Origin of the sequence: Nostoc sp. (assembly GCF_036919895.1) — a bacterium.
GTDB lineage: Bacteria > Cyanobacteriota > Cyanobacteriia > Cyanobacteriales > Nostocaceae > Nostoc.
The window spans coordinates 46,956-62,663 of the sequence record NZ_JBALBW010000004.1 but is presented as its reverse complement, the minus strand read 5'-3'; the positions used below and the strand labels follow the sequence as shown (position 1 = coordinate 62,663).

Below are 15,708 nucleotides of genomic sequence, written 5' to 3'. Positions count from 1 at the left end.
ACTCTAGTTAGTCATTGGTCATTGGTCATTGGTCATTAGTCATTAGTCATTAGTCAAGGACTAGAGACTATCGATTAACTTTCTAATCTGTAAACACAGATATTTCCATATTATGCTTTGGCATCGGCAGAAATGTAGTAACAGATAGCACGAAAAATTAGGGCAGACCAATTTGGTCTACCCCATAAGTTATCTAGCTAACTCACTACTGAACTCATTAAAAGCTCGTCGCTTTAACTGTGCTGTTTCGGTGCGTGGTAATAAATCAAAGATTTTGCGAAATTGGTCGTCTATTTCTTCATAAGGTACTTGACCTTTTTTATTTAAAACTACCTCACCTGCTTTATTAAACACCACAACTTGAGGAACACTCCCAGAATAGTAATATCCTGGTTCTGTAGGGTTGTAGGTTTTTTTAGATGGGATAGTATCTACATTGATAGGCATAATCTCTGCCACTTGACCGTAGAATTCCTGTACCCGTGAGATAGAAATGGCATATCTTTTAGAATCGCTGCTGTCATCCAAATAAAAAGCCAAAAATACGGGTTTATGTTCCGCTAAAGTCTGTGCTAGTGTCTGTCTGGGAGGAACTAATGAACCATTACCAGCATAAACAACGAAAATGTTGCCATCATATAAATCATTATCGAGACCAGCATAAGCAGGTTGCGTACTTATAATGAAAAGACTTGCAAGCAACAACAGGCATTTAGACAACCACCTTTGCCAGCCAGTAATTTGTTTATGTAAAAAAAGAAACTTTGTGCTATTCATCAAAAGGAACCTTGCAAGCTACTACTTGTCGTGAGTTTGTGCTGAATTCGGCAAACTGGGCTGGATATGTAATTACGCCCAGACAATATATTTTTAAGATAACGCCTACTGAGATTATCTCTCGTAAGTGGATGATAGAGTTGAACGGAGTTCCGATATGGATGAACGAGATTTTAATTCTCCCCTGCTTCCCCTGCCTCCCCTGCCCCCTGCCTCAAAATTAAGAGGCTGGCTTTTTCAGCTAGGATTCGCTAAACTCACGCATATTAAATTTGCAATTAAATACTTTCAATTAGCAACGCCAGAAGACTAGGGTACAGATGTGGGAAACAAAATTCAATTCATAGATAGGCTGCGATTGGGTTTCGCGGTGTCAGTGGCAAAAAGTGTGACGTTTATAGTGCGATCGCTCCGTCTGGGTGCTGCTAGTGTATTACCAGGCTCGATTGCTCGTCGCATTGAACCTCGAATTTTAGAATTATTGAGTCAGCAAGTTAAAAACGGAGTGATTTTAATTGCTGGTACTAACGGCAAAACCACTACAGCACTGCTTTTATGTACAATCCTAGAACGCAAGGGCTATCGCGTTACTCATAATTCTACAGGTGCAAATCTAGAAAATGGCTTGATGACAGCGCTGTTAGAAAGCACCAACTTACTAGGTACGCTAAATACTGATTACGCCATTTTAGAAGTTGATGAAAATATTGTCCCAAGAGTATTAAAGCCACTCCAGCCGCGAATCATTCTCTGTTTAAACTTGTTCCGCGACCAACTCGATCGGTACGGCGAAGTAGATACAATTAGTAAACGTTGGACAAAAGTTATTTCTACCCTACCCGTAGAAACGGTAGTAATTCCCAATGCTGATGACCCAACTCTATCTAACCTTGGTCAGCAGTTACCGCAACGGGTGTTATTCTTTGGCTTAAATGAACCAGCAAATTATCTCGAAGCTATTCCTCACGCTGTCGATTCTATCTATTGTCCAAAATGCGGACATTCTCTAGATTACAAGGGTGTTTACTTGTCCCATTTGGGAGATTTTACTTGTCCAAAGTGTGGTTTTACTAAAAGTAAACCAACTCTAGAAAGTAGTGAATGGTCGCAAATTCTGGTTGGTTTGTACAACAAATATAATACTTTAGCGGCTGCAACTGCGGCTATTGAGTTAGGAGTTGATGAAGCAACAATTAGAGATACTATTAATAACTTCCAAGCTGCCTTTGGCCGGGCGGAAGATTTAGTAATTAACGGTAAACGAGTGCGGATATTGTTATCAAAAAACCCAGTAGGAACGAATGAAACCATTCGCGTAGTAACTCAAAGCACAGATAAAACCACACTACTGGTACTGAACGATCGCACACCCGATGGCACTGATGTATCCTGGATTTGGGACGTGGATACCGAGAAATTAGTCGAACGCGGCGGGACTTTAGTAGTGAGTGGCGATCGCGTCTACGATCTAGCACTACGTCTACGTTACAGCCAAAAGTCCCCTGAGAGTAGCATAAATTTAATTGTAGAAGAAGATTTGCGACAAGCGATCGCAACTGCATTAGAGCATACACCAGAGAATGAAACTCTACATATTCTACCTACCTACTCAGCCATGCTAGAAGTGCGAGAAGTTCTGACTGGTCGGAAAATTCTTTAAATTCTTTAAATTTGTCATTTGTCATTGGGTAACGATGTTTTCCCAATCCCCAGTCCCCAATTCCCAATCCCCAGTCCCCAGTCCCCAGTCCCCAATTCCCCATTCCCAATTCCCCAAAAATATGAGTTCTCAAAATTTGGAATTAACAATAGGTTGGCTTTATCCGACGTTGATGAGTACTTATGGCGATCGCGGTAATGTAATTACTATAGAACGTCGCGCTCAATGGCGGGGATACGACGTTAAAATCTTACCCCTAGATCAAAATAGTACAGCCGCAGATATTAAAACTGTAGATGTCATAGTTGGTGGTGGCGCACAAGATCGTCAGCAAGAAATTGTCATGCGTGATTTGCAAGGTGCGAAAGCTGATGCAATGCGCGAAAAAATCGAAAATGGTACACCAGGGGTATTTACTTGTGGTTCACCGCAACTACTAGGACATTATTACGAACCAGGCTTAGGACAACGAATTGAAGGTTTAGGAATACTCGATTTAGTTTCCGTCCATCCTGGTGAAAATACTAAGCGCTGTATTGGAAACTTGGTAATTGAAGTGACAGCCTCACGTCTAGCGCAAGATTTAAAAGAGATGACGGGTAGCACACCATATTTGGTAGGCTTTGAAAATCACGGCGGACGTACCAAGTTGGGGAAAGTGGAAGCTTTAGGGCGCGTAGTGTACGGTTTGGGAAATAATGGAGAGGATGGAACTGAGGGAGCATTTTATCAGAATGCGATCGCTACTTATTCTCACGGCCCTTTGTTACCGAAAAATCCTTTTGTCGCCGATTGGTTAATTCAAACAGCACTACGGCTCAAGTCCGGGGAAGCGATCGCATTGCAGCCCTTAGATGATAATCTTGCTGTACAAGCACGAGAAGCGATGTTTAAGCGGTTGAAAGTCAGTTTACCAAATGTTGCTGCCGCAAGAGCTTAACCTTGAAGGAAGCAGGGGGTAGGACACCAAATCAGAGATTTGGAGTGGGTTTTAAACCCAAGGCTCGTTTGGTCGTGCTAGGAGACAAAGGGCAGTTTCCCTCCTGCCTTTATTGGTAAAACACCAAAATATAGAAAAAAAATAAAGAATATGATTAAATATCATAGCAATCATTTTGGTGTGGCATCTCTAGCTCACAATAAAAAGAAAGCGATTCAGGGATTGAGCGAGCAGGAAGTGCTATTGAACTTTAGCCAAAAAAAACCCCCAGAGGATGTTAGTCTTCCAGGGGAGTTAGTTATCAGGGTGCATCTACCAATTAACTGTTCTCAGGTTGAACACCACATTCCGGATAAATTTGGACAAAGGCTAATTATTTTTTAAAATAAAAAACCCCCAGAGAGTGTTAGTCTTCCAGGGGAGTTAGTTATCAGGGTGCATCTACCAATTAACTGTTCTCAGGTTGAACTCCTTATTCCGGATAAATTTGGACAAAGGCTAATTATTTTTTAAAATAAAAAACCCCCAGAGAATGTTAGTCTACTAGGGGAGTGAGTTATCAGGGTGCATCTACCAGTAATCTTTTCTAGGGGCAGCCAGTATCTTCCGGGAAAAACGATTAAAATCAGGGTTGATGGCGATGTCTATGAAGGGTTACGCCTACGCAACTAGAAAAAACCCCCAGAGAATGTTAGTCTGCCAGGGGAGTGAGTTATCAGGGTGCATCTACCAATCATCTTTTCTAAACCAAATGGGTAGCTACCGGATAAATTAACAGAGGTTGAAGTTATTGCTGTTTTATCACCAAAAAAAACCTCGGATGTTAGCCAAGCAGAGGGGTTAGTTATCAGGCATTGGTGTAAACTTAAGCTCAAATCCTTAAGAATCTCGTTTCCAAGTTCTATCTCTAAACGATCCTCATTGGGCTATTAGTGCCGATTCCGAAGGTTGTAGCCCCCATGAGGATTAAAAGCTAGAGACTTTTAAAGAGCAATCTACCGGATAAATTAGCGTTTACCAGAGAAACCCTCAGTGGGTGTTAGCCAACTAGGGGAGCTAGTTATCAGGGTGCATCTACCAATTAAACAATCCAGTGCGCTGCCTTAAAAATTTGATGCCTCAGAAACAATTGCTGCTTACTTCCTTCCTTCATAAAAAAACCCCCAGTGGGTGTTAGCCAACCAGGGGAGCTAGTTATCAGGGTGCATCTACCAATTAAATGTTCTAGGTTTAACTACCATGCTCAGGATAAATTTACTAGAAAAATCCGCCAAAAAAACTCTAGTAGATATTAACTGAAATTAGGGGAGTTAAAAATCAAGGTACATCCATCTATTAATCAAGTATTCTAGGATTAAGGGCTATTTTCTGGTAGAGAATATCTGCATCAAAAGTTACTGTTGTTGGCCAAAAAAAACCCCCAGTGGGTGTTAGCCAACTAGGGGAGTTGAAGATCAAGGTGCATCTACCAATTAAGTGTTCTAGATCCAAGTAATCCGATCCGGATAAAGTTGTAAAGGCAGAAAAAGCAAAACAACACCGAATCAGAAACATTCAGGGGTGGGATGCATCTAAGTTATCAGAGGGAGCAAATCGACTTGAAACTTTTGCGTTTCAAACCAGATTTAGGAGGCGGACAGGAGAAGTTGTGACCCAGGAATTTCACATTTCCGTAACCCCAGTAGGGCAAAATGACTACTTGGTGCGGACGGAACAAGTCGCGTCTGGGGTACCATTGGCAGAAGAATTGGTGACTTGGCCTGTAGCTGATTGGTTAATAGCTGCTGGGCATTTGATGAATGACCCATTGAAGTCAGTGTTGCAGGGAGATCCATTTACCTCTAATGGAAACGAAAGCAATATCGCCAGAAACTCTGTTAATTTGGTGGCCTTGGGTCAACAATTTTATAATGCCCTATTTCAAGGCACTCTCAGAGATAGTTGGATTACTGCTCAAGGTATTGCCCAAAACCACCAGCAAGTACTACGCTTGCGCTTAGGGCTAAAAGACACTAGATTAGCTCGTTTGCCTTGGGAAGTGATGCACGCAGGCGATCGCCCTCTGGCTACTGGGCCTTATGTGGCTTTTTCTCGCTTCCAAAGTGGCGTTTTGGGAACTTCTCCTTTGCGATCGCGAAATATGCCCACACCACGAGAACAAGGTGGTGTGAAAGTATTGATGGTAATTGCTTCTCCCTCAGATCAAGTGCGTCTTGACTTACAGAAACAGGAAGCGATTAAACTGCAAGCAGAACTTCATCGTCAAACATCACGACTGACTGAAGGTAATAATCGGTTCCCAGAAATTGAACTCACTGTATTAGACCAACCAGGACGGGAAGAACTGACGCAAGCCCTAGAACAAGGCAGATACCACGTTCTCCATTACTCTGGTCATAGTAACTTAGGCGGCAATGGTGGAGAAATTTATCTTGTTAGTCGCAGAACTGGCTTAACGGAAGTATTGAGTGGAGACGATCTGGCAGGTTTGCTCGTCAACAATAATATCCAAATGGCAGTGTTTAATTCCTGCTTGGGGGCGTACACAGCTGCCTCCGATCCCTCTGGAGATACTGGCGAACGGAACCTAGCAGAAAGTCTGGTAAAGCGCGGGATTAGAAGCGTTTTAGCAATGTCAGAACGGATTCCTGATGAAGTCGCACTGACACTTACACAATTGTTTTATCGCAACTTGAGTCAGGGATATCCAGTAGATTTGTGCGTTAGTCGGGTGCGCCAAGGATTAATTTCTGCTTATGGTTCTCACCAGATGTACTGGGCATTACCGATTTTATATCTTCAGCCAGAATTTGACGGTTTTCTGAGCGAGGAAACTGAGTTATCCGAAAGTGCAGAATCACGGAATCAGTATAGTTCGCCTTTAGGAATCACTTCCACGATGTACTCCGCTATGGCAGATGATAGCGATATGCCTTTAGGAATGGAAGAAATGATTCCTACTGGTTTGACGCGGGACTCTTCTGGGTTGGACTGGCTGGGTGAGGATACTTGGGGCGATCTCGTTGATGAAATTGAGTATGATGACCCAAGTTATGAAGAAGATTCAGCGATCGTTTCGGATTTGTTTCGTCAGCTAGATCACCAAAAAGCTCCAACGGAACTGGATCGACAAATTCCAGAAAATAATTTTCAGCAAAGACAGGTTTCAGAAGAAATGACTTCTCTGCAAGGGGAAGAAGATTTGTGGGGAGAAGTCCCAGCACCGCCACCTCCAAATACTGGAAACTTGGAAGGAAATTTAGAAAAATCTGATTTTTTGCGAGCGCAACCACCCCCACCAAAACCTCATACCCAACGCCGCAAGCTGTGGCCAATTGTGGGTATTGTGGGAATCAGTGCGTTAGCCGCTGCGATCGGTTTAAATTGGTGGTGGCAAAATCGCTCCCAGCAGGTAAATTTGCCTAACATCCCAGCAATTTCCACTGAATCTTTACCGATTCAAAAGCAGCAAAATCCCGACTTACAGACAGCACCCAATGGAATTGTTACCGCCACCGCTACAGAAAAATTGAGCCAGGGTGACTTACAAGGTGGGCTATTAGCTGTAGAAGAACTACTAAATCGTGGCGCACTGGCTGCGGCAGAAACTGCTCTGAAACTGGTTCCAAGTAAGCAAATTGACGATCCATCTGTCAACTTTTATAAGGGACGATTAGCTTGGCAGTCCATCCAAACTGGAGACAATAATAACTATAGCGTCGATGATGCCCGCCGTTATTGGGAAACTGCCGCAAAAGCTAAACCAGAATCACTTTTGTATAACAACGCTTTAGGATTTGCCTACTACGCCGAAGGCAATCTGAATCGAGCCAATGACTCTTGGTTCAAGGCTTTGAATTTGGCACTCAAACAGCAGAATCCAGATTCCAAGACAGCAGTTCCTCAAGATGCTTTAACTTCTTATGCTGGTTTAGCTCTTGGATTGTATAAATCTGCACTTAATCAACCTAGTGGTAAGCAGACACAATATCTGAATGAAGCAATTAAATTGCGACAAACGGTTCTCAAGTCTGAACCAGTCAATTTTCAGGTAGATAAATTAGCTAAAAATTGGCTGTGGACAGAAAAGGCGATTGCAGATTGGCGATCGCTCCTTCAAGAAAAAGGAGAACAACAGTAATATTCAAGGTGGCGATTGGAGCGATCGCTGTAATAAAATTTTTAACTTTGGTAATTAGTCATTAGTTATTGGGACTAATGACTAAATCGGCGGACAGCTATCCCGGACACCCCTGTTGTGTTGGGATGGGATTTTTGAGTTTTATCTGGCGAAAAGCCCGGAGTTTCAGAATCTCCGGCTTTGTGCTTTGCGTCTACGCCTTATTTGAAGTTTTTTAATAAGCATGAAAATAAACGTGTATTCTGTGTAATAAGATACTTATTGTTAAACTTTTGATATTATTTGTAGAGTAGTTCATCTTTGTTTTCATGCCCTGTATTCAAGTCGGTGTTAGAGTTCCACCTCATCTTCACAAAAAGCTAGCTATTCACGCTGGTAAGGCTGAGGCATCTAAATCTAAGGTAATTATTAACGTTTTTTGGCATAAAACGAGCCAAAATATTTAATTTATCCGCCACAAAAGTCATCATCTGGTCGAGGAAGAGTTTAAACCAGAACTGGTTACAGTTGTCAATACTTTTCTACTTTACCTAGATTTGTAGGTAAACAAACCAGGCTGCGATCGGTTTATTATTCTCAGCTTAATTTAGTTCTAATCATGATCAAAAACACTATTCTAGAGCCTCTAGTTACAGATGTTCGGTGTGAAGAAATTTGTCAGATTTTGGGAGAGACTTACAACCAAGAACGCTGGAACGATTGGCGCTGGCAAATGCGGCATCGGTTGACTAAGCTGGAACACTTTCAGAAGTTATTAAGGCTTAGTCCTACCGAACAACAGGGACTTTTAATCGCGCCAGAGAAGTTTGCTGTAGCCGTAACCCCATACTTTGCATCACTCCTCGATCCAGAAGATCCGCTTTGTCCGCTACGGTTACAAGTCATCCCACGGCAAGAAGAATTAATCGTTAGTCCAGCAGACATGGTAGATCCATGTGGTGAGGATAACGACACTCCAGTACCAGGACTCGTACACCGCTACCCCGATCGCGTATTACTGCTTGCTTTAGACACATGCGCTGCTTATTGTCGTTACTGCACCCGTTCTCGTTTGGTGAGCCAAGGTGAGATGTACCCAGTAACGCGGCGGTTGGATGCGATCGTCGCCTACTTGGAAGAACACACCGAGATCCGTGATGTGCTAATTTCTGGTGGCGATCCTCTGCTAATGTCTGATGAACCTTTAGATAATTTGCTTGGGCGGTTACGTGCTATTGAGCATATTGAATTTATTCGGATTGGTTCTCGCGTGCCGAGTTTTTTGCCGCAGCGAATTACACCGCAACTGGTTGCCTTACTTCGTAAACATCGCGTGTGGCTATCTTTGCACTTTTGTCACGTGCGGGAACTTACCCCAGAAGTGGCACAAGCTTGCGATCGCCTAGCGGATGGTGGTATTCCTCTAGGTAGTCAAACTGTGCTATTAAAAGGTGTGAATGACTCTGAAAAAGCCCTCAAGAATCTGTTTCACGGTCTTCTAAAGTTGCGCGTGCGTCCCTATTACCTTTACCAATGCGATCCAGTTGTTGGCACTGCACATCTGCGAACGAGTGTTCAAACTGGGATTGATCTAATTTCTAAATTGCGTGGTCATACTACTGGCTACGCTGTACCAACTTATGTAATTGATGCCCCTGGCGGCGGTGGAAAAGTCCCAATTCAAGCGGAGACTTTAGTTGGTTATGAGAAGGGCACAGCTACAGTGCGAAACTGGGCGGGTAATACATACACTTATGTAGATCCAGTGGAGTAGGGCTGACACTATATATAAGTCAATCGCTATCATCTAAAAGAGCCAGTTGGGATGGTTCTGTTGGATGATGGCAAAACAAAAAACCAAGTAATTATAGGAGAGTAGTTGAAATGTTGATTGTTGGTAATACAAAGCTCAAAGGTCGAGGTGTGTTCGCACAGAAGCGCTTTTTGAAAGGAGAGATCGTTGAGAGATCGCCAGTTGTGGTTATACCCGCAGAACAGGTTGAATTTCTAGATAAAACAATTTTGGGTAACTATTACTACGATTGGGAAGATAAAGCTGCGGCGATCGCTCTGGGTTTAGCGTCACTGTTTAACCATTCTTACGAACCTAATACTTACTATGTGAAAAAATTCGCCGAAGGGGAGGTGGAATTAATTGCTTACCGAGATATACAAGCAGGAGAAGAAATTACTGCCAACTATAACGGTTCTCCTAACGATAAATCTCCTATCTGGTTCGATGTTGTCAATGAGATATCTTCATTTACTTCATTGAGGAATTAGTAAAGACATTTGATTTGTAGATTAAAGCTAACAGCGAAAGCTTTCTCACCAGGAATTATCGGGCTATGGGGTTATTAATTGGTCTGTGTTATGACCTGAAGGCAGACTATCTTAAGGCTGGTTTTAGTGCCTCTGAGGTAATGGAGTTCGATGATGAAGAAACTATCATCTGGCTGGAAGATGCACTATTTCAGTTAGGTAATCAGGTTGAACGTGTTGGCAATGGTAGAGAACTCGCTCTGCGCTTGGTAAAAGGCGATCGCTGGGATCTGATTTTCAATATTGCTGAGGGTTTGAAGGGTCGCTCTCGTGAAGCTCAAGTCCCGGCAGTTTGTGAATTATTCGCTCAACCCTATACATTTTCCGATCCGCTCACCTGTGCCTTAACGTTAGACAAGGCACTTGCTAAAAGGGTGGTGCGCGATCGCGGTTTGCCAACAGCCGCCTTTGAAGTAGTGAATACTACAGCAGAAGCAACAGCCATATCGCTGCCAATGCCAGTTTTCCTCAAGCCTGTGGCGGAGGGCAGTTCTAAAGGGGTAACTGGGCGTTCTCTTGTCAAAGAACGTGAGGAACTAGTAAGTACTTATCAATTGTTACGCGAACTATTTCAGCAGTCTGTACTCGTAGAAACCTTTCTTCCCGGCCGAGAAGTAACAGTGGGCATTATTGGCAACGGCAGCAACTCACACGTAGTAGGTGTGATGGAAGTAATTTTGATAGGAAAAACTGAAGCTTTCGCCTATACCACCCTCAACAAGGATGAGTATCTGGAACGGGTATCTTATGATTTGCTTATAGATCCCGAACCACTGGCAGCACAGGCAAGGCAGCTAGCCCTGGATGTTTACCATACTCTTGGTTGTCGTGACGCAGCCCGCGTGGATCTGCGTTGCGATGCTAGCGGCGTGTTGCAGTTTATGGAGGTTAACCCACTCCCAGGACTACATTATATCCGCTCAGACCTGGTAATTATGGGACGTTTGGGTGGTGTGACATACACAGAAATCATTGCTGAAATAGTTGAGTCTGCATGGCAAAGGTACAAATGTTGATTTAGTCATAAGTGGCGGTTTTTGCCGTTGCTGATTGCGGTATGAAATTTATTGTGAATGACGATGAAAATCCTTGTAGAGACGTAAAACTTTACATCCCTACATTTAGCTCAAAGCCACGGCGAGAATTGCTTTGCTCGCTCGGACATTGGCTCCAAACGCACGTCTATAGCTATTTCCTCATTAGGTTGAATATCTATCAAAGCAAATACTTGGCGTTTTTCAAGGTCAACCACAGCATTGGGATTTCGAGAATGATTGACTGCCGCGAACTTAGTTGATCCCTCAGCCGTTAAACAAATTTCCTCACTAAATTCCAATAAATTTACCCTCCCTCAGAAATTCATCGGTTTGATCGGCATATCTAACTTCTTGGTAAAAATTAGGAAAGCTAAAGTCTATTATTTGCTCTGCTTCTAATATCAACTCCTTAGCAAAAAGCCCGTAACCATCAATTCCACTCTGACGAACTTCACATTTAGGTGCATTGTTAATAAACTTTTCTATGTCTTCAGGAGTCAGCATAATTAAAAGTCTCTATGTCTTCAATTATTTAGTTTTTCTAAGTTTAAGTTATCTTTAGATAGACTGATTTGCCTTGTTGGATCGCGATATTGATCTGGATGTAGAGAGGTAAAATTTTACGTCTCTGAGCAGGAATTTGATGCTATATCACTAGTTAAAAGATAAAAACGCCAAGTTAAAAGCACTGCGCCCATAAGTAGCCCTAATGCTAAACCCAGCCATAAACCTATAGCACCCCAACCAAGAGTGAATGTCATCAGATAGCCACCACCTAGACCTACACCCCAGTAAGCGAACATGGCGATTAACACTGGTATTTTGGTATCCTTCAACCCGATTAATGCACCAGCAGCAATAGTTTGAATACTATAAAATATTTGGACTAATGCCCCCACAGCTAGGAAAGAAGTTGCCGTTTTAACTATCTCGACATTATCCAAATTACTGGTGTCCAAATACATTGCCACAATATAGTTGGGAAACAGCAAAAAAATTAATCCCACAATGCTGACAATGGGAGTAACAAGGGCAATGCAGACAAATCCAGCTATACTTGCACCTTTGAGATCGTTTTGTCCCCTAAGCTGTCCTACTCTCATGGTGATGGCATAGGAAATACCTATAGACACCGTTTCGACGAAACTTTCTGTCTCAACGGTAATTTCATGGGCTGCTAACGTCTCTGTCCCAAACCACCCCATCATTAAAGCAGTGGCGGTGAATACTCCAATTTCGGCTCCATACTGCAACCCCAAGAACCATCCAGTTTGGAAGATATCTACAAACATATCTTTATCGAACTGATACAAAGCGCGATGAAGTTGGTAGTCTTTAAAGTAGTCATCCAAGCAAACCCAACTGACTGCGGCAATAAAATTCAGCCAAAAAATGAGTGTGCTTCCCCAACCAATACCCGCTAAACCAAGGGCTGGGAAACCAAATTTACCGAACATTAGCACATAGTTAGCAACTGCATTCAGTAATAGTCCAGATACCGTAATTACTGCTAGGAATTGGGGGCGATTGAGAGCAGAGCTCACTTCTTTTAAGATACAAAAACCGAGCGCAGCAGGAAAACTCCAAACAATAGACCGCAAATAGGTTTGAGCCAATAACACATTGCTTTCTTCTTGACCAGTCAGCAGCAGGATATAGTCAAAGTGCCAAATGATAAACATCACAGGTAAGCACATCGTCACCGCTAACCAAATTCCCTGACCGGTAGCACGGCTAACTTGGTCTATTTTGCCTCCACCAAAAGCATTTGCGACACTCACACCTACGGCTGAAAGAATAGAGCGACAAACGGAAGCTAGGGTAGAAAATGTAACAGCACCTAAAGCACCCGCAGCTAAGGCTTGGCTGTTAAGTAAGCCCATCATCACCCCATCCAATAAAGGAATGCCCGCTTCTAATATTTGAGTAATTACCAGAGGAACTGCCAATTGTAGGCAAGCTTGGACTTCTAATATCAGTTCTGACTTAAATTCTTTTGAAGCTAACTCCATTAGGCACAAAAATTAAGGATGGTGCGAAAAAAGTAATATTTAATATTATTTAAGATATATTAATACTTAATTCGCACTCAACTCAAGCTGTTGGCAGTGAAATAGGCGATCGCTCCACTTAACTATGCGTAAGTTTGACAGATAAAATGGTATCCAAATTATTAGTCGTTTATACTACGCAAAATCAGTCTCTCTCCGAGTTGGAGAGAGACTAAATTGAACAAAAATTCAAGATAGGGAGAGGTTCATCGAACTCATGTAAAAAAAATTGTACATGTGTTTTCCCTGCTCCCTACTTGCGTATCTGATTAAGTAAAATCACTGTGTCGGTAATTTTGGGTGTGTAGTAGAGTACTTTGTTACGACTCCAGAAATTTCCGGGTTGTAAAGTCTCAAATAATTCCAGTAGTTACCAAATACTTGCCGCACATAATTTTTGGTTTCATCAAAGGGAATTTGTTCAACAAACTCATCTGGGTCTTGTGTAGTTAGAGTTTGCAGCCATTTGGAGACATTACCGGGCCCCGCATTGTAACTAGCGATCGCTAACAGCGAGTTATTGTTATATTGCTGATGGGTATGATCCAAATACCAAGTACCCAGCATAATATTATCGTTGGGATTTTCCAGGTTTATTGTTTTGAAATCCACCTTAATTTGTGGGGCAATCCATTTAGCTGTGCTGGGCAACAACTGCATTAAGCCAGTAGCATCAGCGACGGATTTGATTTTTGGCTCAAACCGTGACTCTTGACGCATCAAAGCGGTGACTAGCAAAGGATTGAGTTTACGCTCAATAGACCACTTTTCAATCTCTCGGAGATAGGGAAATGGGTAACGGGCTTGCCAGTAGGCGATCTGTTTGCTCAGAGTCTGATATTGGGCAATTTCTGCTGGTATTTCCCGATCTTCCAACTTAGCAATTTTATCAATTCCAATGAGATTTTCACCCCTTGCCTGCCGCATCAACCCTTCAGTAAATTGCTCTGCGACCGTTGGCTGAATTTTATTCTGAAATTCCGTTTCCCATTGTAACCAGGCATCGCGGTCTTGACCCAGCAAATATAATTCTTTGAAAGTCTCAGAACCAGCCGGTGGTAATGAACGCTGAGGTGTGATTACTTCTGGGTTCATGACGCGCACGTTGTCAAAGTTGCCGACATTTAGCCCCAGCATGTTTGCTGCTCGCCAGGCATAGTAAGAGTAGGGAAACTGACTAATTACATAGTCATAAGCAGTTTGAGATTCCTGTTGTTTGCCTAGTGAAGCTGCCCATTTACCTACCCAAAAACCTGCTCTTGGAGCCAAAATATTATTAGGATTGTTGGTGACAATTGGCTCTGCCCATTGCCAAGCACCGACATAATCTTTGGCTTTGGCTTTATCTTGGGCGATTTTCCAACGATATTCTGCGGCTTCATCAGAATTGCCGTACTTGGCGATCAGTAATTGCCACGCCGCGCTAGCTGACTTTTGATCTTTGAGGGTTTCGAGAGTTTTGGCTTTTTGTACTAGTGCAGTCCCAGCTTGTTTAGGAAATTTACTAATTACCTGGTCAAGATAAGGTAAGCCATCTTTACCTGTCTTTGCGGTTTCTGCTAATCGTAGTAGTGCAGTTCCAGCTTCCTCGGTATTGGGAAATTGTTGCACCAATTGTTTATAGGTAGCGATCGCTATTTCTTTGTCTTTGCCTCCAATCTGTAACCCTCGTGCAGTCCGATAGAGATTGCGCGATGTTTTGGGTGCTTTGGCATAAGCATTCGCCGCTTTCAAAAATTGACTATTTTCCCAATAGCTTGTACCAATGAGTTCCCAATCTTCGGGTTTTAGGGTAGTCTGTTTGACTAACTGATCCAAAACGCCCACTATACCTGGTTGATCGTAAGCATAAGTAGCCAAAATCAATTGTAATTTTGGCTGATTGGGATTTTCTTGCAAGCGTTTGCGAATAATCTCCCAAGTTAGAGGATTGGAAGGAAATTGAGCGATCGCTATTTCTTGTTGCTTCGGTTGAGCAATCAGATATAGTGCTTTCACCGTAGCGGCTTCTTTGGGATACCGTTTCAGCACACTTTGCCTGAGATCCGAAGCTTTGCCATCTTCGCCCAGCATATCCTCTGCCTGTGCCTGTTTCAGCAAAATATAGGGTGCGAGGATGGGATAGTCTTTGTCTAATCCTTGGAGTAAAGCCAGGGCTTTTTGGGCTTGGGTTCTTTCAATGTAATCACTCGCCAAAAGATAACGAGCGCGATTTCGGTCTGGCGAAGGCGACTGTCCGGCGATCGCTGCTAGTTTTGCCGCCCGTTCTGGCAGAGATTGTGATATCAGTGGCAAGACGGCTGATTGGGCAATGCTAGCATCAGATGTTTGCTGTGTCTGATTCTTACCCACTTTGAGCCATTGCCCAACGGTTTTACCAATCTGAGGTGCTGATACCATCGCCCCAGCTAAAAAGGCAAACAGTGCCGCACCTGCAATGATCGAAATTTGCTTTTTCTGTAGTTTCTTCAGCATGAATACTCGCTGAAAATTTCCGATGAATTTCCTGAAACTTTAACACTCCTAGCCATCAGTATTACCAATTTTTAATTTTAGATTTTTAATTTTATGTACAAAAATACTAATTTTCAATCATATACTGCCAGTAATGACTAACAAGCACATTTTAAATACTATTACATCTATCTTTGGTATTATCTTTTAGCAGCGATCGCCCAATCTTGTAGGATGCGTTACGCTGGCGCTAACGCATCACCCAAAACTTGCTACAGCAATTTCTCCATTCTTTGGGCAGCCAATTCGTGAGCGTTTATTTTCAGCTACAGCGATCGCACCCTAAA

At 42.7% G+C, this 15,708-nt stretch carries 12 protein-coding genes; 7 read left to right on the top strand and 5 right to left on the bottom strand.

Going from position 1 to position 15,708, the window contains the following annotated elements; genetic code table 11:
• Positions 1-189: 189 nt before the first annotated feature.
• Positions 190-777 carry a thylakoid membrane photosystem I accumulation factor gene (locus tag V7K55_RS00440; RefSeq protein WP_334827061.1) on the bottom strand — a complete coding sequence of 196 codons (588 nt, stop codon included), beginning with the start codon at positions 775-777 and terminating at the stop codon, positions 190-192.
• Positions 778-1,099: 322 nt separating this feature from the next.
• Here V7K55_RS00440 and V7K55_RS00435 point away from each other — a divergent pair, with 322 nt between their 5' ends.
• The 7 genes from V7K55_RS00435 (at position 1,100) to V7K55_RS00405 (ending at position 10,835) form a co-directional block, all read left to right on the top strand.
• Positions 1,100-2,437, top strand: coding sequence for a Mur ligase family protein (locus V7K55_RS00435; RefSeq protein ID WP_334827059.1), 1,338 nt, complete (start codon positions 1,100-1,102; stop codon positions 2,435-2,437).
• 121 nt (positions 2,438-2,558) lie between these two features.
• Positions 2,559-3,377, top strand: a complete 819-nt coding sequence (locus V7K55_RS00430) for a type 1 glutamine amidotransferase (RefSeq protein WP_334827057.1) — start codon at positions 2,559-2,561, stop codon at positions 3,375-3,377.
• Between the two features lie 150 nt (positions 3,378-3,527).
• Positions 3,528-3,761, top strand: coding sequence for a hypothetical protein (locus tag V7K55_RS00425; protein WP_334827055.1), 234 nt, complete (start codon positions 3,528-3,530; stop codon positions 3,759-3,761).
• Positions 3,762-5,025: 1,264 nt separating this feature from the next.
• Positions 5,026-7,518, top strand: a complete 2,493-nt coding sequence (gene hetF, locus V7K55_RS00420; protein WP_334827053.1) for a cell division protein HetF — start codon at positions 5,026-5,028, stop codon at positions 7,516-7,518.
• Positions 7,519-8,116: 598 nt separating this feature from the next.
• Positions 8,117-9,271, top strand: a complete 1,155-nt coding sequence (locus V7K55_RS00415) for a KamA family radical SAM protein (RefSeq protein ID WP_334827051.1) — start codon at positions 8,117-8,119, stop codon at positions 9,269-9,271.
• 110 nt (positions 9,272-9,381) lie between these two features.
• The gene (locus V7K55_RS00410; protein WP_334827049.1) at positions 9,382-9,780 is read left to right on the top strand and encodes an SET domain-containing protein; all 399 of its coding nucleotides are present in this window, start codon (positions 9,382-9,384) and stop codon (positions 9,778-9,780) included.
• 65 nt (positions 9,781-9,845) lie between these two features.
• Positions 9,846-10,835 carry a D-alanine--D-alanine ligase family protein gene (locus tag V7K55_RS00405; RefSeq protein WP_334827047.1) on the top strand — a complete coding sequence of 330 codons (990 nt, stop codon included), beginning with the start codon at positions 9,846-9,848 and terminating at the stop codon, positions 10,833-10,835.
• A gap of 110 nt (positions 10,836-10,945) precedes the next feature.
• Here the strand turns inward: V7K55_RS00405 and V7K55_RS00400 are convergent, their stop codons facing one another.
• From V7K55_RS00400 to V7K55_RS00385, 4 genes are all read right to left on the bottom strand, one after another.
• Positions 10,946-11,155 (bottom strand): SET domain-containing protein, encoded by a 210-nt coding sequence (locus V7K55_RS00400; protein WP_334827045.1) that lies wholly within the window; start codon positions 11,153-11,155, stop codon positions 10,946-10,948.
• The gene (locus V7K55_RS00395; protein ID WP_334827043.1) at positions 11,145-11,360 is read right to left on the bottom strand and encodes a hypothetical protein; all 216 of its coding nucleotides are present in this window, start codon (positions 11,358-11,360) and stop codon (positions 11,145-11,147) included. The genes V7K55_RS00400 and V7K55_RS00395 overlap by 11 nt, the downstream gene beginning before the upstream one ends.
• 116 nt (positions 11,361-11,476) lie before the next feature.
• Positions 11,477-12,868, bottom strand: coding sequence for an MATE family efflux transporter (locus V7K55_RS00390; RefSeq protein WP_334827041.1), 1,392 nt, complete (start codon positions 12,866-12,868; stop codon positions 11,477-11,479).
• A gap of 318 nt (positions 12,869-13,186) precedes the next feature.
• Positions 13,187-15,382: a lytic transglycosylase domain-containing protein gene (locus V7K55_RS00385; protein ID WP_334827039.1), complete on the bottom strand. Its 2,196-nt coding sequence runs from the start codon at positions 15,380-15,382 to the stop codon at positions 13,187-13,189.
• Positions 15,383-15,708 lie beyond the last annotated feature (326 nt).

Coding starts and splice junctions, on each gene's coding strand:
- V7K55_RS00440 (WP_334827061.1), bottom strand. CDS start 777: ATGAATAGCACAAAGTTTCTTTTTTTACATAAACAAATTACTGGCTGG.
- V7K55_RS00425 (WP_334827055.1), top strand. CDS start 3,528: ATGATTAAATATCATAGCAATCATTTTGGTGTGGCATCTCTAGCTCAC.
- V7K55_RS00395 (WP_334827043.1), bottom strand. CDS start 11,360: ATGCTGACTCCTGAAGACATAGAAAAGTTTATTAACAATGCACCTAAA.
- V7K55_RS00390 (WP_334827041.1), bottom strand. CDS start 12,868: ATGGAGTTAGCTTCAAAAGAATTTAAGTCAGAACTGATATTAGAAGTC.
- V7K55_RS00415 (WP_334827051.1), top strand. CDS start 8,117: ATGATCAAAAACACTATTCTAGAGCCTCTAGTTACAGATGTTCGGTGT.
- V7K55_RS00430 (WP_334827057.1), top strand. CDS start 2,559: ATGAGTTCTCAAAATTTGGAATTAACAATAGGTTGGCTTTATCCGACG.
- V7K55_RS00385 (WP_334827039.1), bottom strand. CDS start 15,382: ATGCTGAAGAAACTACAGAAAAAGCAAATTTCGATCATTGCAGGTGCG.
- V7K55_RS00410 (WP_334827049.1), top strand. CDS start 9,382: ATGTTGATTGTTGGTAATACAAAGCTCAAAGGTCGAGGTGTGTTCGCA.
- V7K55_RS00405 (WP_334827047.1), top strand. CDS start 9,846: ATGGGGTTATTAATTGGTCTGTGTTATGACCTGAAGGCAGACTATCTT.